Here is an 18,439-nt window from a genome sequence, read left to right on the forward strand (position 1 = left end):
GCCCGAAAATCGGAATTGATTTTCGGAAAGCACGATGCGTAGATTCAAAGTGTAAGAACGTATCTTGTGCGTCCAAGCGGACGCACATCGCTTCTGACGACATCGTTTCGCCGCATAGGGCAGGCACGGATTCCAGCTCCCACAAAATGGGATAGAATTGGGCCGGAACCGAGATAGAATTGGGATGCTTTCGATGAGGAAATACCTCTTTTCGGCAGGGTTCGCGCTGCTGGTGGCGGCGACCTCGGCCTCGATCACCATGATGACGCCGCCGGCTTTCGCCAGCCAGATCAAATACGTCGTCAACAACGTACCGATCACCACCGGCGACATCCAGCATCGGGCTGCCTTCCTGCGCCTGCAGCGCAAGAAAGGCGACGCCGCCGAGGAGATGATCGAGCAGACGCTGCGCGTCGCCGAAGCCAAGCGTCTCGGCATCCGCATCAGCGACGCCCAGGTCGATGCCGCCTATCAGCGCTTTGCCACGACTAACAAGATGCAGCTCAAGCAACTCGACGGCGTCATGGCGCAGTCCGGCGTCGGCAAGGAGCATTTCAAGGAATTCATCCGCTCCCAGATGGCCTGGAACCAGGCGCTGACCGCGCGCCATCGCTCCGACAGCGGCGGCGCCATGAGCGAGCAGGACGTGGTCAGGCGCATGCTCGACAATGGCGGCACCAAGCCGACCGCCATGGAGTACATGCTGCAGCAGGTCATCTTCGTTGTGCCGGCGGCCGAGCGCAGCGCGACGCTGGCCAAGCGCAAACGCGAGGCCGACGCCATGCGCGCCCGCTTCAACGGCTGCAACACCTCGCGCGAATTTGCCAAGGGCCTGATCGACGTCACCGTTCGCGATCTCGGCCGGATACTGGCGCCGCAATTGCCGCCGGACTGGGCCGACCAGATCAAGGCCACCAAGGTCGGCGGCGCCACCGCCACGCGCGAAACAGACCGCGGCGTCGAGTTCATCGGAATCTGCTCGTCGCGCGAAGTGTCCGACGACAAGGCCGCCCAGATGGTGTTCCAGAGCGAAGGCTCGAGCGGCAAGGATGCCGACGAGATCTCCAAGAAGTATGTCGAGGAGTTGCGGAAGAAAGCCCGCATCGTCGAGCGCTGAAGTCGCCAGAGGCAGAGCTTCCGCTGGCGCTGAGCGCCGGCGATCCATCCGGCGTCGGGCCGGAAATCGCCATTGCCGCCTGGCAGGCGCGCGACAGCGCCGGTGTGCCGCCCTTCTATCTTATCGCCGATCCGGCGTTGATCGCCGCACGGGCGCGCCTGCTCGGCGCCGATGTGCCAATCACGGAGACAGTGCCAGCCAAAGCGGCGCACGTCTTTACACGCGCCCTGCCCGTCGTGCCGCTTGTCGCCCGCTTCGTCGACGGCCCCGGCCGGCCGGACCCAGTCAACGCCGCCGGCATCATCGAGGCGATCGACCGCGCTGTTGACGACTGCCTTGGCGGCCGCGCAGCAGCAGTCGTCACGTGCCCGATCGCCAAGAAGCCGCTCTACGATGCCGGCTTCCGTTTCCCCGGCCACACCGAATATCTGGCGCATCTGGCGACGCTCCACACCGGCGCAGAAGCGATGCCGGTGATGATGATTGCCGGTCCCGAGTTGCGCACGGTTCCGGTCACCATCCACATTGCGCTGCGCGAGGTGCCGACAGCGCTGACCACGGACTTAATCGTCGCGACCGCCCGCATCACCGCCGCCGACCTCGAACATCGCTTCGGCATCGCCAAGCCGCGACTTGCCATTGCCGGCCTCAATCCGCATGCCGGCGAAGGCGGCGCGATGGGCGCCGAGGACGAGCGCATCATCCGCCCGGCGATCGACAGGCTGAGGGCGGAGGGCATCGACGCTTTCGGGCCGCTGCCGGCCGACACGCTGTTCCATGCCCGTGCCCGAGCCGGTTACGATGTGGCGTTGTGCATGTATCACGACCAGGCGCTGATCCCGGCCAAGGCGCTGGCCTTCGACGAGGCGGTCAACGTCACGCTCGGCCTACCCTTCATCCGCACCTCACCGGATCACGGCACGGCCTTCGATATCGCCGGCAAGGGCATAGCCCGGGCCGACAGCCTGATCGCGGCGCTAAGGCTCGCCGGCAGGCTTGCCGACACCGGGACGAAGGCTGCCGCCGCATGAGCATCGACGGGCTGCCGCCGTTGCGCGCGGTGATCGAACGCCATGGGCTGCAGGCGAAAAAGGCGCTCGGCCAGAATTTTCTGCTCGATCTCAATCTGACCGGCAAGATCGCGCGCGCCGCCGGCGATCTGACGGACGCCACGGTGATCGAGGTCGGTCCGGGTCCCGGCGGCCTAACCCGGGCGCTGCTTTCCCACGGCGCTGGTCGGGTCATCGCCATCGAGCGCGACGAGCGCTGCCTGGCAGCGCTCGCGGAGGTGTCAGACCACTATCCGGGCCGGCTCGAGACCATTGCCGGCGATGCGCTAAAGACGGATTTTGCAGCGCTTGCCAAAGGGGCGCATGGGGGCAATGGATCTGTGAGGATCGTCGCCAACCTGCCCTACAATATCGGCACCGAACTTTTGATACGCTGGCTGACCGTCGCCGAGTGGCCGCCCTTCTACACATCGATGACGCTGATGTTCCAGCGCGAGGTGGCCGAGCGCATCGTCGCCCGTCCCGGCAGCGATGCCTATGGCCGGCTTGGCGTGCTGGCAGGCTGGCGGACGGAGGCAAAAATCGCTTTCGACGTGCCGCCGCAAGCGTTCACGCCGCCGCCCAAGGTGGTGTCGTCGGTGGTGCATCTGGTGCCGCGGGCAAGTCCCCTGCCCACCGAGGTCAAGAAACTCAGCCGCGTCACCGAAGCGGCCTTCGGCCAGCGCCGTAAAATGCTGCGGCAGAGTGTCAAGAGGCTCGGCGGCGAAGCCCTGCTCAGCCGCGCCGGCATCGACCCGACGCGGCGGGCGGAAACCTTGAGCGTCGAGGAGTTCGTGCGACTGACCAACGCGGTGTAGCTCTCTTCTCCCCGTTTACGGGGAGAAGATGCCGGCAGGCAGATGAGGGGCAGCGCAAACCACCAAAGAGTGTGGCGCCGCCCCTCATCCGGCCCTACGGGCCACCTTCTCCCCGTATATTGACGGGGAGAAGGAAGGCGCCCTAATCCGTCTTCTCGTCGAGCAGCCCCGAGACGAAATCGAACAGGCCGGGCCGGCGATCGCGTCTGAGCCGCTCGGCGGTGACAATGCCGCGCACTTCGGCGAAGGCGCGGTCGAGATCATCGTTGATGATGACGAAATCATATTCCTTCCAGTGCTCGATCTCGTTACGGGCGTTCTTCAGACGCGTCTCGATCACCGATTCCTGGTCCTCGGCGCGGCGCTTCAGCCGCGCCTTCAATTCTTTCATCGAGGGCGGCAGGATGAAAATCGAGACGATGTCGGCGCGCATTTTCTCCTTGAGCTGCTGGGCGCCCTGCCAGTCGATGTCGAACAGCATGTCGCGGCCCTGTACCAGCGCGAGTTCGGCCGGTTCACGCGGCGTCGCATAGCAATTGCCATGCACTTCGGCCCATTCGAGCAGTTCGTCTGAATCGCGCAGCCGCTCGAACTCGCGCATGGTGCGGAAATGATAGTGGACGCCCTCGATCTCGCTGCCGCGGCGTGGCCGCGTGGTGACAGAGACCGACAGTTCGAGACTGGAATCGCTCTCGAGAAGATTGCGCGCGATCGTCGACTTGCCGGCGCCGGACGGCGACGACAGCACGAGCATCAAACCCCGGCGGCGAATGCGGGAACCCAAATCCCTGGCAACCATAGGCTCCTTGGCGACCATCAGGGTTACTCCAGATTCTGGACCTGTTCGCGAAATTGGTCGACGACCGCCTTCAGTTCCAGCCCTATGGCGGTGACCGCAGCGGCATTCGACTTCGAACACAGCGTATTCGATTCGCGGTTGAATTCCTGCGCCAGAAAATCGAGCTTGCGGCCGATGGCGCCGCCGCCTGCCAGCAGCACCCGGCCGGACGCCACATGCGTCTTCAGCCGGTCGATCTCCTCGCGGATGTCGGCCTTGGTGGCCAGGAACGCCGCTTCCATATGCAACCGGCTGGCGTCGAGATTGGCGGAGGCATCCATCAGCAGCCGAACCTGCTCGGCAATCCGTTCGCGGATCACCGCCGGCTCGCGCGACGGATCGGCCTCGGCGCGCAGCGTCAGCGCCTCGATAGCGTCGATATGGCCGGACAGTAGCGTGCGCAGGGCGGCGCCCTCGCCCTGGCGTGCCTGCTCCAGCCCGCCCAGCGCCACTTCGAGCGCCGAGAGAATCGCACTGTCGAGCGCCGCCCGCGCCTCTTCGGTTTCGGTGGTTTCGGGGATGTCGAGCACGCCGCGTAGCGAAAGCAGCCCGTCGGCTGTCGCAGGCGCTGCGCCGAACTGCTCCTGCAGCCGCTTGGCCAGCCCCGCCAGATCCCTAAGGAAGGCCTCGTTGATCACGGGCTGCGCCTGCTGGCCGGCGGCGCGACCGACGGTCAGCGTTGCCTGGAAATTGCCGCGCGCAAAGCGCTTTTGCACCGTCTGCCTGACGGCCGGCTCCAGTCGCTCGAGGCCCTGCGGCAGCCGCAGCCTGACCTCGACGCTCTTGCCGTTGACCGACTTGACCTCCCAGGCGATCGACGTGCCGCCATGTTCGGCGACGGCCCGCGCAAAACCGGTCATGCTCTGCAAATTCATGATGCCCTTGCTTCCCCCTGGCGCATGATCCCGGAAGCGGTTCCGGGCCAGATCATGCGCGGCTTCAAAATGCCGGAGCGCCTCTTCGCGCCGGATCGGACGCAGACGCTCCTCATCACAAAATCAGCACGTCCGCTGCCGTCAACGAATCGGAGGGACGATCCCAGAACGTCCGGCGCTACTGCGCCGCCGCTCCCGCATCGCCATCGCCGCCGTCAACCGGCGCATCGGTCTGACCTTCCACCTTGGCGGCGTCGGCCTTGTCAGCACCGGCCTTGTCAGCACCGGCCTTGGCGGCTTCATCGGCCAGCTTCTTCTGCAGCGCCCGGTAGCGGGCGACGTTCTCATTGTGCTCGGCGAGCGTCGCGGCAAAGACGTGACCGCCGGTGCCGTCGGCGACGAAATAGAGGTCGTCGGTCTTCGACGGGTTGGCTACCGCCTCCAGCGCCGCACGGCCGGGATTGGCGATCGGCGTCGGCGGCAGGCCATTGATCAGATAGGTGTTGTAGGGCGTCGGCTTCTTGATGTCCGACTGGTAGATCGGGCGGTCGGCGGGTTTGCCCTTGCCGCCGAACAGGCCGTAGATAATGGTCGGATCGGACTGCAGCCGCATGCCCTTGGCCAGCCGATTGAGGAAGACGGCGGCGACCCGTGAGCGTTCGTCGCCCTTGCCCGTCTCCTTCTCGACGATCGAAGCCAGGATGACGAAGTCGTCGACATTGGCCAGAGGCAGATCGGGGGCGCGCCGCTGCCAGACATCCTCGACCAGCTTCTTCTGATCCGCCAAAAGCTTCTCGACCATCTGCTGGCGTGTCGCGCCGCGGGTGAAACGCAGCGTGTCGGTGGCAAGGCTGCCCTCGGGTGGAATGGTCGCCGGCATATCGCCGTCGAGCGCTGCCTGATCGGCAATGCGCTGCAGCGCCTGCGCGACCGTCAGTCCCTCGGGGACGGTCAGCGAATACATCACCGACTTGCCGCTCTTCAGCAACTCCATGATGTCGCGCATGGAGGCCTGCGGCTTGATCTCGTATTCGCCAGCCTTCAGTTCCGAATCATTGCCAAAGGCACGCACGCCAAGGCGGAAGATGCGCGCGTCGCTGATCAGTCCGCGCCGCTCGAGCTGCTCTGCAATTTCCTGGACGCCGGTGTTCGGCTTGACCAGGAAGGTGTCGGCATTGGCCGACGGGCCGGGCTCGTTGAATTCCTGCTTACCGAAATACAATGCAAAACCGGCCGCCAGAACCAACAGCATCACCAAGGAGATGACGAAGTTCATGAACACGACGAACTGGCTGCGCGAGGCGCGCGAGCGCTTGGGCGGCGGCGTGCCGGCTTCAGGCCGCAATGCTTCGCTGGCCGTCTTCGGCACGATCGGACCCGACGGTGCGGACCGTTGCCCGAATTCCCCGTTGTCCGCCGCATTCGTGTTCATGGCGCCCTACCGTTTGGTCTTGCAACGAATCCCCTTGGGCAGAGTAGGGGCGAATATGGCAAAATTGACGGCACGCATACACCGTGCCGGCCGGCGGACCGGTCAGCCATTGTAGCGCTGAAAGACCAGCGAGGCGTTGGTGCCGCCGAAGCCGAAGGAATTGGACAGCGCCACGTCGATCTGGCGGGCGCGCGGCTTGTGCGGCACCAGGTCGATCGCCGTTTCGCGATCCGGGTTGTCGAGATTGATGGTGGCCGGCGCGATGTTGTCGCGAATCGCGAGGATCGAAAAAATCGCCTCGGCGGCGCCCGCCGCACCCAGGAGATGGCCTATCGACGACTTGGTCGACGACATCGATATTTTCGACGCGGCATTGCCGACCAGCCGCTCGACGGCGCCGAGCTCGATCGTGTCGGCCATGGTCGAGGTGCCGTGCGCGTTGATGTAGTCGACGTCTGCGGGCGTCAGCTTGGCCCGATTGAGCGCCGCAACCATGCAGCGGAAGGCGCCGTCGCCATCTTCGGCCGGCGCGGTGATGTGATAGGCATCGCCGGTCAGGCCGTAACCGGTGACCTCGGCATAGATCTTGGCGCCGCGTGCCTTGGCGTGTTCCAGTTCCTCCAGAACGACGACGCCGGCGCCCTCGCCCATGACGAAGCCGTCGCGGTCGCGGTCATAGGGACGCGAGGCCGTTTCCGGAGCGTCGTTGCGGTCGGTGGACAGCGCACGGCAGGCTGCGAAACCGGCGATCGACAGCCGCGTCACCGGCGCCTCGGTGCCGCCCGCGACCATCACGTCGGCATCGCCCCACATGATCAGCCGAGCGGCGTCGCCGATGGCATGCGCGCCGGTGGAGCAAGCGGTGACGACGGCGTGGTTGGGGCCTTTCAGCCCATGCCGGATCGAAACCTGGCCGGAGACGAGATTGATGATCTGGCCGGGGATGAAGAACGGGCTGATGCGGCGCGGTCCGCGCTCCTTCAGGATCAACGCGTTCTCGGCGATGCCTTCGATGCCGCCGATGCCGGAGCCGATCAGCACGCCGGTGGCGCACTGCTCCTCATGCGTCTTCGGTGCCCACCCCGAATCCTTCAGCGCCTCGTCGGCGGCGGCGAGCCCGTAGAGGATGAAGTCGCCGATCTTGCGCAGTTCCTTGGGCTCGAGAACGGCCTCGGGATTGAAGGTGGCGTTCTCACCATTACCGCGCGGAATCACGTGGGCGACCTTACAGGCAAGATCCTCCACCTCGAACTCGGTGATGCGCTTGGCTGCGCTGCGGCCGGTAAGAAGCTCCTTCCAGCCATGCTCGAAGCCTACGCCGAAGGGCGAAAGCAGCCCAAGGCCCGTGACGACGACACGCCTCATCGCAGGTCCTCCTCGGTGATGACTGCAAATAGCGTCAGGCAGAAGCCTTATCGATGTACTTCACCGCATCGCCAACAGTCAGGATGGTTTCGGCCGCATCATCCGGGATCTCGACGCCGAATTCTTCTTCGAACGCCATGACGAGTTCGACCGTGTCGAGACTGTCCGCGCCAAGATCATCGATGAAGCTCGCCTGCTCCGTCACCTTGTCGGCATCGACGCCAAGGTGCTCGATAACGATCTTCTTGACGCGCTCTGCGGTGTCACTCATTTGGGCATCCTCGTCTTTTGTTTGTCTGTCTTCGTTAGCGGGCAGAATGCCGCTAATCAAGCTGAAAGATGGTCCGGCCGGAAACGCAACAGCACCGGACCGGTTTTTGCCCGAACCGCCGGGTTGCGGGCCGCATTACACGAAAATCGGCCTGGGTCCAAGGCGAAAAGGGGTGTTTTCCCGCAACTGTCAAATCATCGCCATGCCGCCATTCACGTGAATGGTCTGGCCGGTGACATAGGCAGCTTCGTTGGAAGCGAGGTAGGCGACGGCGGAAGCGACTTCGGCGCTGGTGCCCATGCGCCGTGTCGGGATCGCTGCCATGATCGCCTCTTTCTGCTTGTCGTTGAGCTTGTCGGTCATCGCCGATTCGATGAAGCCCGGGGCGACGCAGTTGACGGTAATGTTGCGGGTGGCGATCTCCTGCGCCAGCGACTTGGAAAAGCCGATCATGCCGGCCTTGGAGGCGCAGTAATTGGTCTGGCCGGGATTGCCGGTGACGCCAACCACCGACGTGATGTTGATGATGCGGCCATGCCGGCGCCGCATCATCGGATGGGTCAGTTCGCGGGTCAGCCGGAACACGGCGGTCAGATTGACTTCGAGCACCGTATCCCAGTCGGCGTCCGCCATGCGTACGAACAGACCGTCCTTGGTGATGCCGGCATTGTTGACGAGAATGTCGACGCCTTCAAGATCGGCCTCGACCTTCTGGCCGAGCGCCTTGACCTCGTCGCGATTGGAAAGGTTCGCCGGGAACAGCTTGACCCGCTCGCCGAGCTCGGCCGCCAGCGTCTCCAGCTTTTCGACGCGGGTGCCGTGCAGGCCGACAACGGCGCCTTGCGCATGCAGCACCCTGGCGATAGCCTCGCCGATGCCTCCCGATGCGCCTGTGACGAGCGCCTTGCGGCCGGTCAATTCGAACATGTCTTGTCTCCTGGTCTAAGAGAACACCCTACACGGGTGGGGTCAAATCTCGGCGGTTATGCGAGCGCCGCCAGCGCCGCCTCGACATCCGCCGCCGTGCCGACAGCGCCGGTGGCGATATCGCGGTTGATGCGCCGCGCCAGTCCCGACAGCACCTTGCCGGCGCCCACCTCGTAAAGTGTCGCAATGCCATTCGCGCCGAACCACTCCACCGTTTCGCGCCAGCGCACGCGGCCGGTCACCTGTTCGACCAGGCGGCGGGCGATTGAGTCCGGATCGCTGGACGGGGTGACCGAAACGTTAGAGACTACGGGCACCAACGGCGCGTTCTTCGTGACCTCGGCCAGCGCATTGCGCATGGCGTCGGCCGCCGGTGCCATAAGCGCCGAATGGAAAGGTGCCGAGACCTGCAGCATCAGCGCTCGCTTGGCGCCTTTTTCCGTGCACAGCTTCGCCGCCAGTTCGACTGCCGCGCTGGCACCGGAGATCACCAGTTGGCCACCGCCATTGTCGTTGGCGATCTGGCAAACTGAATCTTTGGCTGAACCTTTGGCCGCTTCAGCGCAGGCGGCTTCGACATCGGCCTGTTCCAGCCCGATGATCGCCGCCATGGCGCCCTCGCCGGCCGGCACTGCCGCCTGCATGGCATTGCCGCGGATACGCAAGAGCCGGGCGGCATCGGCGACGGAAACGAAACCGGCGGCGGCAAGTGCCGAATATTCGCCGAGCGAATGGCCGGCGACATAGGCGACCTTGTCCTTCAGCGAGAAGCCGCGCGATTCCAACGCGCGGATCGCGGCAAGTGACACAGCCATCAGCGCCGGCTGGGCATTGGCGGTCAGCGTCAGCGTCTCTTCCGGCCCTTCCCAGATCAGCTTCGACAGGTTTTCGCCGAGCGCGTCGTCGACCTCTTCGAAGATCTTCCGCGATTCCGGAAAGGCGTCGGCGAGGTCCTTGCCCATGCCGACAGCTTGGCTGCCCTGTCCCGGAAAGGTGAATGCAACGGCCATGTGTGGCTCCCAAGCGGCTGATTTTTTCCTGCCTGTGACGCAAGGCGGGCGGGCAAGTCAAGTCCGCCATCGGCCCGACCCGGGCCACTCCGGCTCGGTATTGCTGGCCGAGTACCTGTTCCAAAAGGCTTTTTGTCGATCACTCATGATGAAAATCGCTCACGATTCGTTTGCTGGCTCTTCTTATTTCAGCCACAGGCGCTAGCTTTTCGTGACATATCGATGACAGCTCAATGACGCTTTTGTGTATGGTCGGGGGAATTGTAAGGTGGCAAGGACTAGGAAGGGCGTTGGCAAAGCCGCGCCACAGTTTCTGGAAGGCGATCCGGCCACCGGCTATCTGCCGGGCCGGAAATGGCCTGTTATCCGTTATGGCCTCGTCAGCCTTCTCGCCGCCACCATCCTGGTGTTTGCGATCGAACTGATCGTGCGCGGCGACTTTGCCGGAACCGTCACCTTCTTCCTGCAGCCCTTCAAGCCGGGCTGGACCACCATCATCATCTTCGCGCTGATCCTGATCGGTCTCGACGCCGTTCTCGGCCGAAGTCACCAGAGCCTGGTGATCATCGCGCCGCTGACGCTGGCGCTGGCCTTTGTCGGCCATCAGAAATCGCTCTATCTAGGCGACCCGCTTTATCCGACCGATTTCCTCTATTCACGCCAGATCGTGGCGCTGATGCCGCTTCTGGTGCGCGAACGCCCGGGAACTGCCCTCGCATTGACGGTCGGCATCGTCGGCGGCCTGTCGCTGCTCGTTTATGGCTGGCGGCTGTGGCGCCGCCGCGTGCCGGCGCTCAGCCGCAAGGGGCGCCTTGCCCGGCTGACACTGACCGTGCCGCTGCTCGCCTTCTTCGTCTCGATCATGGATTACGCCACCTTCTCGTGGACCCGCGACCGGCTGCAGATCATCCCGATCATGTGGGACCAGAAGGAAAACTACGCCTCCAACGGCTTCGCGCTCGCCTTCGCGCTCAACGTGCCGATGGCCCATGTCTCGGCGCCTGCCGGTTATTCCGACAAGTCGATCGCGGCGATCGACAGGCCTGATGTGACGGCTTCGGTACCGGCCGAGAAGCCCGACATCATCATCGTCATGAGCGAATCCTTCTGGGATCCGACCGAACTGCCCGGCGTCACCATCACGCCCGATCCGATTCCCAATGTGCGGGCGCTGCGCTCGGGCTACGTGTTCTCACCCGAATTCGGCGGCATGACGGCCAATGTCGAGTTCGAGGCGCTGACGGGCTTTTCCAATGCCTTCCTGCCGGCCGGCAGCATCCCCTATCAGCAATATGTCCGCGCGCCGGTGCCGTCGATGGCGACGTTCCTGAAGAGCCAGGGCTATGAGACGCGCGCCATCCATCCGGGCACAAGCTGGTTCTGGAACCGCACGCCGGTCTATGCGGAGTTCGGCTTCGATGACTTCAAGTCCGAAGAAAACATGCCATATCTCGAAAAGCGCGGGCCGCTAGCGTCGGACGCGGCGATGACCGACGAGATCATCCGCGAAGCCGACGCCACGGACGATCCGTTCTTCTACTTCGCCGTCAGCCTGCAAAACCACGGGCCCTACGAGCCGAATCGCTACTATAATCCGACCCATAAGGTGCAGGCGCCGACCAGCCAGTGGGCAAAGGATTCGCTGCTGAGCTTCACAGAGGGTGCATCCGACGCCGATAAGGGCCTCCAGCGCCTTATCGAATGGGCGAAGAACCGCCAGCGGCCGACAGTCATCGCCTTCTTCGGCGACCATTTGCCGCCGCTCGGACCGGTCTATGTCGAGACCGGCTTCCTCAAGGATAACGTCGCGCCGCGCAAAGAGCCGCCCGACCAGATGCTGCTGCATCACCGAACACCGCTGATCGTATGGTCCAACCGCACCGGTCCGGTCGCGGACATGGGCACTGTCAGTCCAGCCTTTCTGCCCTACCATGTCCTGACCACGGCCGGGATCAGCCACCCCTATTACACCGGCTTCCTCGGCCAGATGCGCGAGCGCTACAGCGTCGTCGACCGCAATTTGTTGATGACGCCGGCGGGCGAGGCCACGCCGGACTGGGCGCGCAAGAAGAAAATCGACCCGGCCATTCGCGATTTCCGTCTGCTGCAATACGACATGATGTTCGGCAAGCGCCGTGCAGCGCCCGATTTCTTCCCGGAAACGGTGAAGAAGCTCGTTCCGCATACAAGCTGAAGATGCCGCGACATGTCGCCCTTGCGGCGGCGGATTTTCGGCTTGCCCTTGCCTTGCGGCCAAATTCCTGTATAGACGCCCGCAATCTGCCGGTCCTTGCTGGGGGCTGAACGGAGGGCCGGAGGTTTTTTCGAAAATCTTCGTGTGAAGCCAGAAGCGCTTCCGCCTCCCGTGTCTCCGCTCTCGACCGTCTCGTCATGCTCCTTTCTTCCCCGCCCCTAGGGATCGGCGGGTCAGAGAAGTTGCAGAGGCTTTTGCCGCCGGGAACCGGGAGAGAAACGAAGAAAGGCAATAGAACAATATGGCTCTTTACGAACATGTGTTTCTTGCCCGGCAGGACCTCTCGCAGCAGCAGGTCGATGCGCTTGTCGAACAGTACAAGGGCGTCATCTCCGCGAATGGCGGGTCCGTCGGCCGGGTCGAGAACTGGGGACTGAAGTCCCTCACCTACCGGGTCAACAAGAACCGGAAGGCATACTACACGCTGATGGACATCACCTGCCCGCCGGCCGCACTCAACGAGATGGAGCGCCAGATGGGCCTGTCCGAGGATGTGCTGCGTTTCCTCACCATCAAGGTCGATGCGCATGAGGAAGGCCCGTCGGCGATGATGCAGAAGCGCGAAGAGCGCTCGGAACGCGGCGGCTTCGGCGACCGTGACCGCGGTCCGCGCTCGTTCGGCGACCGCGATCGCGGCGACCGTGGCGATCGCCCGCCGCGCAGCTTCGGTGGCGACGCCGGTGCAGACCGTGGTCCGCGCCGTCCGCGCGAAGGTGTTGAAGGGGGTGCAGAATAATGGTCGACATCAACCAGATCCCGACCCGGCGCCCGTTCCACCGCCGCCGCAAGACCTGCCCGTTCTCCGGCGCCAACGCGCCCAAGATCGACTACAAGGACGTACGTCTTCTGCAGCGCTACATTTCCGAGCGCGGCAAGATCGTGCCGTCGCGCATCACCGCCGTCAGCCAGAAGAAGCAGCGCGAGCTCGCCAAGGCGATCAAACGCGCCCGCTTCCTCGGCCTGCTGCCCTACGTGGTTCGCTAGCATTCTTTCAGCGGGCGGTTCGCCGCCCGCTTTTCCCACGGCGACGGGCGCCGCAGGGTTGCCATCAAATCCCGGGTTGAGGTGAAGACCTCTAACTGCCGCGACAGGCAGGACAGCGACATAGGCGGCGACGCCCTCAGCTTTCCTGACCTGTTCCAGACAATTCGGCGTCGATGCCAGCGATTTGGCGCCCAAACGAAGGAACAAAACCATGGACGTCATTCTTCTCGAGCGCGTTTCCCGCCTCGGTCAGATGGGCGATACCGTCAAGGTCAAGGATGGATTCGCCCGCAACTTCCTGCTGCCGCAGGGCAAGGCGCTGCGCGCCAACGAAGCCAACAAGAAGAAATTCGAAGGCCAGCGCGCCCAGCTCGAAGCCCGCAACCTCGAGCGCAAGTCCGAGGCCATGCAGATTTCGGAAAAGCTCGACGGCAAGAGCTTCATCGCCGTGCGTTCGGCCGGCGAAACCGGCCAGCTCTACGGCTCGGTGTCGACCCGCGACATCGCCGAGTTGCTGACGGCGGAAGGTTTCTCGGTCAACCGCAACCAGATCCTGCTCAACCAGCCGATCAAGACCATCGGCCTTACCAATGTGGCGATCGCGCTGCATCCGGAAGTCGAGGTCACCATCACGCTAAACATCGCCCGCACGGCCGATGAAGCCGAGCGCCAGGCCAAGGGCGAGACGCTGACCACCGCCGAAGCCATCTATGGCGAAGACATCAACGACAATGCGCGCCCGGACAACTTCTTCGACCCCAATGCCGAGTTCGAAGGCGGCGAAGACAACGGCTGATTGCACGTCACAAGGCGTCAGAGCGGCCTTTAAAACGTTTCGTCGGCTTCCAGTCATTTCTGGACCAATGCCCAGGCCCCTCGCCTGGGCATTTTTGTGCCAAAAGGAACTTTTCGAACCCCTATATGTTGAGGCAGACTACAGCGCCGCGCGTCATTTGGACGCGGAAAGGATGCTGTAGAACTTTGGTTTGGCGCATGATCCTTTCCGAAAATCGATTTCGATTTTCGGCGTCATGCGCCACAACAGCGTGTCTGACCGAGAGGGGACATTGGTCATGAATATTCTGCTGAAACGCATTCTCGACCGCCTGGTGCGCACCGGCAATCTCAAAGTCACCGGACCGAAAGGCCTCTCGGTGATCTTCGGCGACGGCAGCGGCGATCTGGTGCACATGCACATCAAGACGGCGCATGCCGAGCGCGCCATCACCTTCGATCCGATGCTGGCGGTGCCGGAAGCCTATATGGACGGTGAACTCGACATACTCGAGGGCGGCGTGCTGGGGGTGATGCGCATCGCCTTCCAGAACATGGGCAGCGGCGGCATTGACGCCACCTGGTCGAAGGCGATCGAGGGCCTGCGCCACGCCTTCCGCCGCCTGCAGCAGATCAACACGGCGGCCCGCGCGCGCCGTAACGTGCAGCGCCACTATGATCTGTCGGGCGACCTCTACCGGCTCTTCCTCGACGAGGACATGCAGTATTCCTGCGCCTATTTCGAGCAGCCGGACATGACGCTCGATGAGGCCCAGGCCGCCAAGAAGCGCCACATCGCCGCCAAGCTCAGGCTGAAGGCCGGCCAGACGGTGCTCGACATCGGCTCCGGCTGGGGCGGGCTCGGCCTCTATCTCGCCAAGTCCTTCGACGTCGACGTGCAAGGTGTGACGTTGTCGACCGAGCAGCATGGCGTCGCCACCGACCGCGCCCATGCGCAGGGCCTGGAAAACCGCGTGCATTTCGAAGTGAGGGATTACCGCGAGCTCAACGAGCGCTTCGACCGCATCGTCTCGGTCGGCATGTTCGAGCATGTCGGCGTCAACCACTACCGCACTTTCTTCGACAAATCGGCGACGCTCTTGAAGCCGGACGGCGTCATGCTGCTGCACACGATCGGCCGCTCCGGCGCGCCGTGGGCAACCAGCGCCTTCATCCGCAAATACATCTTTCCGGGCGGCTACATCCCCTCGCTATCGGAAGTAATGCCGGCGATCGAAAAGTCGGGCCTCATCGTCACCGACATCGAAATCCTGCGGCTGCATTATGCCGATACGCTGAGGCATTGGAGCGAGCGCTTCGCCGCCAATCGCGACAAGGCCAAGGCGATCTATGACGAGCGTTTCTGCCGCATGTGGGAGTTCTACCTGGGAGCCTCGGAAGCTGCCTTCCGCTGGCAGGATCTGGTCGTCTTCCAAATCCAAATTGCCAAGAAGAACGACACGCTGCCGATGTCTCGCGACTATATGGCCAAATGCGAGAAGGCGCTGGAGATGCGCGACATGGGGCGTCGCCCGAAAGCCCCTGCCGCCAAGCCCGCGCGACGCCGCAAGGTGGCGGATATGGAATAGACTGCCGGCGATCACGCTATTGCCTCTTGCCATTGCCGGCCCCCACAATGAAAAGGTCTCGTCGCCGCCGCGAGACCTTTTTTCATGACCTATCTCATCTACATCGTTGCTGCCCTTGCCGAGATCGCCGGCTGCTTTTCGATCTGGGCGTGGTGGCGGCTCGAAAAGTCACCGTTGTGGCTGGCGCCGGGCCTGGTCTCGCTCGCTTCGTTCGGCTTCCTGCTGGCGCTGGTAGACATCAGCGCGGCGGGCCGCGCCTATGCTGCCTATGGCGGCATTTACATCGCCGCCTCGCTCGGATGGCTGTGGCTGGTGGAAGGCGTACGCCCCGACCGTTGGGACCTCGCCGGTTCGGCGCTCTGCATCGTTGGCGCCTCGGTCATCCTGCTCGCACCTCGGGGTGCCTGAGCTATGGAACTGCCTATCCCGCTTCGACAGGGCGTCGAGCGCCTCCTCGAAAAAGTGCCGCTGCCGACGCTGAAGCAAGCGGCAAAAACGCTGTCGGACCGCTACCGCGCCGAACGGCGCGACGGGCGCCTGCACATGGCCGAGGAGATGGCGGTCAAGGCCTATCTGGCGACGCGGCTGCCGGCGACCTATGCCGCCGTCCATGCCAGCCTCGATGCGGTCAGCGAGGCAAGGCCTGATTATGCGCCCAAAACCCTGCTCGATGTCGGCGCCGGTCCTGGTACCGTGCTTTGGGCTGTGGTCGATCTCTGGCCCGACCTCGAGCAGGCGGTGCTGATCGAGGCGAGCGCCGCGGTGCGCCGGGTCGGCGAGGCGCTTGCCACTGAGGCGATGACGGCCAGGATCGCCTGGCTGGCCGGCGATGTCACCATCGACCTTGCCGATCTCAAGCCGGCCGAGCTGGTCACCTGCGCCTATGTGCTGGACGAGATCGGACCGGCGTCGCTGCCAAAACTCATCGACCGGCTCTGGCACCTGACCGACGACACGCTGCTGGTCGTCGAGCCGGGCACGCCGGCCGGATGGCAGCGCATTCTTTCCGTGCGCCGGCAACTGTTCGAGGCGGGCGCGCATGTGCTTGCGCCTTGCCCGCATGAGGCGCCCTGCCCGCTCGTGCCGCCCGACTGGTGCCATTTTTCGCAGCGCGTCGCGCGTTCGCGCCTGCACCGGCTGGCCAAAGACGCCGACGTGCCATGGGAGGACGAGAAATTCATCTACGTCGCCGCCTCCCGCCAAACTGCCGCCCCACCGCAGGCGCGTGTGATCGCACCGCCGAAATCGGGCTCCGGCAAGGTCCTGCTGAAACTTTGCGAAAAGGACGGCAGTGCCGACGAGAAACTGTTCACCAAGCGCGACGGCGATGTGTTCAAGGTCGCCCGGCGGCTGGGCTGGGGCGACGCGCTGCCGGAGTGATTGGCAGCTATTTTCCTGTTTTGTTCTCGCCCGAGAACGGCTAGGCTCGCCATCTTGATTCGAGTCAATCAAGATTCTTTCCACCGAAAGATCTTGGCTGTGAATCGCGGGCACCAAAGCTGATTGGATGGGGACTGATGCAGATAAGTCATCACCGATTTATCCCGTTCTGATATCGAGAGACCGGGATCGAAATCGGGGACATCATGGCAGAGGCAGCACGAAAATTCGGCGTGGCGGAAACACCGCTCTATCGCGAGGCACCGAACAACATCGAAGCCGAGCAGGCGCTCCTAGGCGCCATCCTCGTCAACAACGACGCCTTCTACCGCGTCTCGGATTTCCTGAAATCCGGCCATTTTTACGAGCCGCTGCACAGAAAAATCTTCGAGGTCGCCGCCGAACTCATTCGTATGGGCAAGATAGCGACACCGATCACGCTGAAGACCTTCCTGCCGGCCGACGAGAAGGTCGGCGACATGACGGTTGCGCAATATGTCGTACGGCTGGCCGTCGAGGCGGTCACCGTCGTCAACGCTGCCGACTACGGCCGCGCCATCTATGATCTCGCCACGCGACGCGCGCTGATCACCGTCGGCGAAGACATGGTCAACATCGCGTACGATGCACCGGTCGACATGTCGCCGTCCGAGCAGATCGAGGATGCCGAGCGGCGCCTGTTCGAACTGGCCGAAACCGGCCGCTATGATGGCGGCTTCGAGAGTTTCACCGACGCGGTTAAAACCGCCGTCGACATGGCCAACGCCGCCTATATGCGCGACGGGCACCTGTCGGGCGTCGCCACGGGCCTGCGCGATCTCGACCGCCGCATGGGCGGCCTGCAGCCGTCCGATCTGATCATCATCGCCGGCCGCCCCGGCATGGGCAAGACCTCGCTTGCCACCAACATGGCCTTCAACATCGCCGAGGCCTATGTGCCGGCGCAACAGGCCGACGGCTCGTTCAAGGCGGCCAATGGCGGCGTCGTCGGCTTCTTCTCGCTTGAAATGTCGTCGGAACAGCTCGCCACCCGCATCATTTCCGAGCAGACCGAAATCCCGTCGTCGAAAATCCGCCGCGGCGAGATCAGCGAGATGGATTTCGAAAAGCTGGTCGCCTGCTCGCAGACGATGCAGAAGATCCCGCTGTTCATCGACCAGACCGGCGGCATTTCTATTGCTCAGTTGTCTGCCCGCGCGCGTCGTTTAAAGCGCCAGCGCGGCCTCGACGTCATCGTCATCGACTATATCCAGCTGATGCAGGGTTCGAGCGCCAAATCCTCACAGAACCGCGTGCAGGAGATCACCGAGATCACCACCGGCCTGAAGGCGCTGGCCAAGGAGCTTGCCGTGCCGATCATCGCGCTGTCGCAGCTGTCGCGTCAGGTCGAAAGCCGCGACGACAAGCGCCCGCAGCTGTCGGATCTGCGCGAATCCGGTTCGATCGAACAGGACGCCGACGTGGTGATGTTCGTCTACCGCGAGGAATACTATTTGAAGAACCGCGAGCCGAAGCCCGGCACCGACGAATACATCAAATGGGAAAACGAGATGAACGAGATGCGCGGCAAGGCCGAGGTCATCGTCGCCAAGCAGCGCCACGGACCGACCGGCTCGGTCAGCCTCGCCTTCCAGGGCGAGTTCACCCGCTTCTCCGACCTCGCCGAAGAGCATCATATTGCAGAGAGGTTTGAGTAGCCTCTTGTCCGCTGTCGCACCCAAGATGCGGGATAGCAGCGCTCTACGGCGCCCCCCTC

At 63.6% G+C, this 18,439-nt stretch carries 18 protein-coding genes; 11 read left to right on the top strand and 7 right to left on the bottom strand.

Annotated features, from left to right (window positions below; genetic code table 11):
* The first annotated feature begins 184 nt into the window (after positions 1–184).
* The 3 genes from CIT26_RS33910 to rsmA are packed head-to-tail and all read left to right on the top strand — an operon-like array spanning position 185 to position 2,984.
* Positions 185–1,117, top strand: a complete 933-nt coding sequence (locus CIT26_RS33910; RefSeq protein WP_165848681.1) for a peptidylprolyl isomerase — start codon at positions 185–187, stop codon at positions 1,115–1,117.
* Entirely contained in the window at positions 1,114–2,148 is a 1,035-nt protein-coding gene (gene pdxA / locus CIT26_RS33915) for a 4-hydroxythreonine-4-phosphate dehydrogenase PdxA (RefSeq protein WP_167391648.1), read from the top strand. The genes CIT26_RS33910 and pdxA overlap by 4 nt, the downstream gene beginning before the upstream one ends.
* Positions 2,145–2,984, top strand: a complete 840-nt coding sequence (rsmA, locus tag CIT26_RS33920; RefSeq protein WP_095496630.1) for a 16S rRNA (adenine(1518)-N(6)/adenine(1519)-N(6))-dimethyltransferase RsmA — start codon at positions 2,145–2,147, stop codon at positions 2,982–2,984. The genes pdxA and rsmA overlap by 4 nt, the downstream gene beginning before the upstream one ends.
* Positions 2,985–3,126: 142 nt before the next feature.
* Here the strand turns inward: rsmA and gmk are convergent, their stop codons facing one another.
* The 7 genes from gmk to fabD all read right to left on the bottom strand — a co-directional run bounded on the left by gmk (position 3,127) and on the right by fabD (position 9,702).
* Positions 3,127–3,801: a guanylate kinase gene (gene gmk / locus CIT26_RS33925; RefSeq protein WP_167391638.1), complete on the bottom strand. Its 675-nt coding sequence runs from the start codon at positions 3,799–3,801 to the stop codon at positions 3,127–3,129.
* 5 nt (positions 3,802–3,806) lie between these two features.
* The gene (locus CIT26_RS33930) at positions 3,807–4,697 is read right to left on the bottom strand and encodes a YicC/YloC family endoribonuclease (protein WP_095496631.1); all 891 of its coding nucleotides are present in this window, start codon (positions 4,695–4,697) and stop codon (positions 3,807–3,809) included.
* A gap of 178 nt (positions 4,698–4,875) precedes the next feature.
* Complete coding sequence (mltG, locus tag CIT26_RS33935) at positions 4,876–6,129, bottom strand: endolytic transglycosylase MltG (protein WP_095496632.1); 1,254 nt, start codon at positions 6,127–6,129, stop codon at positions 4,876–4,878.
* Positions 6,130–6,231: 102 nt separating this feature from the next.
* Positions 6,232–7,494, bottom strand: a complete 1,263-nt coding sequence (fabF, locus tag CIT26_RS33940; RefSeq protein ID WP_095496633.1) for a beta-ketoacyl-ACP synthase II — start codon at positions 7,492–7,494, stop codon at positions 6,232–6,234.
* A 34-nt stretch (positions 7,495–7,528) separates the two neighbouring features.
* The gene (locus CIT26_RS33945; protein WP_006203723.1) at positions 7,529–7,765 is read right to left on the bottom strand and encodes an acyl carrier protein; all 237 of its coding nucleotides are present in this window, start codon (positions 7,763–7,765) and stop codon (positions 7,529–7,531) included.
* Between the two features lie 189 nt (positions 7,766–7,954).
* Positions 7,955–8,692, bottom strand: coding sequence for a 3-oxoacyl-[acyl-carrier-protein] reductase (gene fabG / locus CIT26_RS33950; protein WP_095496634.1), 738 nt, complete (start codon positions 8,690–8,692; stop codon positions 7,955–7,957).
* 56 nt (positions 8,693–8,748) lie between these two features.
* The gene (gene fabD, locus CIT26_RS33955) at positions 8,749–9,702 is read right to left on the bottom strand and encodes an ACP S-malonyltransferase (protein ID WP_095496635.1); all 954 of its coding nucleotides are present in this window, start codon (positions 9,700–9,702) and stop codon (positions 8,749–8,751) included.
* Positions 9,703–9,970: 268 nt separating this feature from the next.
* On the opposite strand from fabD, the gene CIT26_RS33960 reads away from it, so the two are divergent.
* The 8 genes from CIT26_RS33960 to CIT26_RS33995 all read left to right on the top strand — a co-directional run bounded on the left by CIT26_RS33960 (position 9,971) and on the right by CIT26_RS33995 (position 18,380).
* On the top strand, positions 9,971–11,896 hold the full coding sequence (locus CIT26_RS33960; protein ID WP_095496636.1) for an LTA synthase family protein: 1,926 nt from the start codon (positions 9,971–9,973) through the stop codon (positions 11,894–11,896).
* A gap of 301 nt (positions 11,897–12,197) precedes the next feature.
* Positions 12,198–12,692 carry a 30S ribosomal protein S6 gene (gene rpsF / locus CIT26_RS33965; RefSeq protein WP_029354402.1) on the top strand — a complete coding sequence of 165 codons (495 nt, stop codon included), beginning with the start codon at positions 12,198–12,200 and terminating at the stop codon, positions 12,690–12,692.
* Positions 12,692–12,940: a 30S ribosomal protein S18 gene (gene rpsR, locus CIT26_RS33970; RefSeq protein ID WP_006203718.1), complete on the top strand. Its 249-nt coding sequence runs from the start codon at positions 12,692–12,694 to the stop codon at positions 12,938–12,940. The genes rpsF and rpsR overlap by 1 nt, the downstream gene beginning before the upstream one ends.
* Positions 12,941–13,151: 211 nt before the next feature.
* Positions 13,152–13,736, top strand: coding sequence for a 50S ribosomal protein L9 (rplI, locus tag CIT26_RS33975; RefSeq protein WP_095496637.1), 585 nt, complete (start codon positions 13,152–13,154; stop codon positions 13,734–13,736).
* Positions 13,737–14,013: 277 nt separating this feature from the next.
* The gene (locus tag CIT26_RS33980; RefSeq protein ID WP_095496797.1) at positions 14,014–15,303 is read left to right on the top strand and encodes a cyclopropane fatty acid synthase; all 1,290 of its coding nucleotides are present in this window, start codon (positions 14,014–14,016) and stop codon (positions 15,301–15,303) included.
* 84 nt (positions 15,304–15,387) lie between these two features.
* A complete protein-coding gene (locus CIT26_RS33985) occupies positions 15,388–15,711 on the top strand; it encodes a YnfA family protein (RefSeq protein WP_095496638.1) in 324 nt (107 codons plus the stop codon).
* 3 nt (positions 15,712–15,714) lie between these two features.
* Positions 15,715–16,683: a small ribosomal subunit Rsm22 family protein gene (locus CIT26_RS33990; RefSeq protein ID WP_095496639.1), complete on the top strand. Its 969-nt coding sequence runs from the start codon at positions 15,715–15,717 to the stop codon at positions 16,681–16,683.
* Positions 16,684–16,889: 206 nt separating this feature from the next.
* Entirely contained in the window at positions 16,890–18,380 is a 1,491-nt protein-coding gene (locus CIT26_RS33995; RefSeq protein WP_065009846.1) for a replicative DNA helicase, read from the top strand.
* The last annotated feature ends 59 nt before the right edge of the window (positions 18,381–18,439 follow it).

Source organism: Mesorhizobium temperatum (assembly GCF_002284575.1).
GTDB lineage: Bacteria > Pseudomonadota > Alphaproteobacteria > Rhizobiales > Rhizobiaceae > Mesorhizobium > Mesorhizobium temperatum.

What these genes read in the sequence shown, in the direction of transcription:
- fabF (WP_095496633.1), bottom strand. Translation starts at nt 7,494, where the DNA reads ATGAGGCGTGTCGTCGTCACGGGCCTTGGGCTGCTTTCGCCCTTCGGC.
- gmk (WP_167391638.1), bottom strand. Translation starts at nt 3,801, where the DNA reads ATGGTCGCCAAGGAGCCTATGGTTGCCAGGGATTTGGGTTCCCGCATT.
- CIT26_RS33985 (WP_095496638.1), top strand. Translation starts at nt 15,388, where the DNA reads ATGACCTATCTCATCTACATCGTTGCTGCCCTTGCCGAGATCGCCGGC.
- fabG (WP_095496634.1), bottom strand. Translation starts at nt 8,692, where the DNA reads ATGTTCGAATTGACCGGCCGCAAGGCGCTCGTCACAGGCGCATCGGGA.
- rpsR (WP_006203718.1), top strand. Translation starts at nt 12,692, where the DNA reads ATGGTCGACATCAACCAGATCCCGACCCGGCGCCCGTTCCACCGCCGC.
- CIT26_RS33980 (WP_095496797.1), top strand. Translation starts at nt 14,014, where the DNA reads ATGAATATTCTGCTGAAACGCATTCTCGACCGCCTGGTGCGCACCGGC.
- CIT26_RS33995 (WP_065009846.1), top strand. Translation starts at nt 16,890, where the DNA reads ATGGCAGAGGCAGCACGAAAATTCGGCGTGGCGGAAACACCGCTCTAT.
- rpsF (WP_029354402.1), top strand. Translation starts at nt 12,198, where the DNA reads ATGGCTCTTTACGAACATGTGTTTCTTGCCCGGCAGGACCTCTCGCAG.
- CIT26_RS33945 (WP_006203723.1), bottom strand. Translation starts at nt 7,765, where the DNA reads ATGAGTGACACCGCAGAGCGCGTCAAGAAGATCGTTATCGAGCACCTT.
- fabD (WP_095496635.1), bottom strand. Translation starts at nt 9,702, where the DNA reads ATGGCCGTTGCATTCACCTTTCCGGGACAGGGCAGCCAAGCTGTCGGC.
- CIT26_RS33990 (WP_095496639.1), top strand. Translation starts at nt 15,715, where the DNA reads ATGGAACTGCCTATCCCGCTTCGACAGGGCGTCGAGCGCCTCCTCGAA.
- CIT26_RS33930 (WP_095496631.1), bottom strand. Translation starts at nt 4,697, where the DNA reads ATGAATTTGCAGAGCATGACCGGTTTTGCGCGGGCCGTCGCCGAACAT.
- rplI (WP_095496637.1), top strand. Translation starts at nt 13,152, where the DNA reads ATGGACGTCATTCTTCTCGAGCGCGTTTCCCGCCTCGGTCAGATGGGC.
- rsmA (WP_095496630.1), top strand. Translation starts at nt 2,145, where the DNA reads ATGAGCATCGACGGGCTGCCGCCGTTGCGCGCGGTGATCGAACGCCAT.
- mltG (WP_095496632.1), bottom strand. Translation starts at nt 6,129, where the DNA reads ATGAACACGAATGCGGCGGACAACGGGGAATTCGGGCAACGGTCCGCA.
- CIT26_RS33910 (WP_165848681.1), top strand. Translation starts at nt 185, where the DNA reads ATGCTTTCGATGAGGAAATACCTCTTTTCGGCAGGGTTCGCGCTGCTG.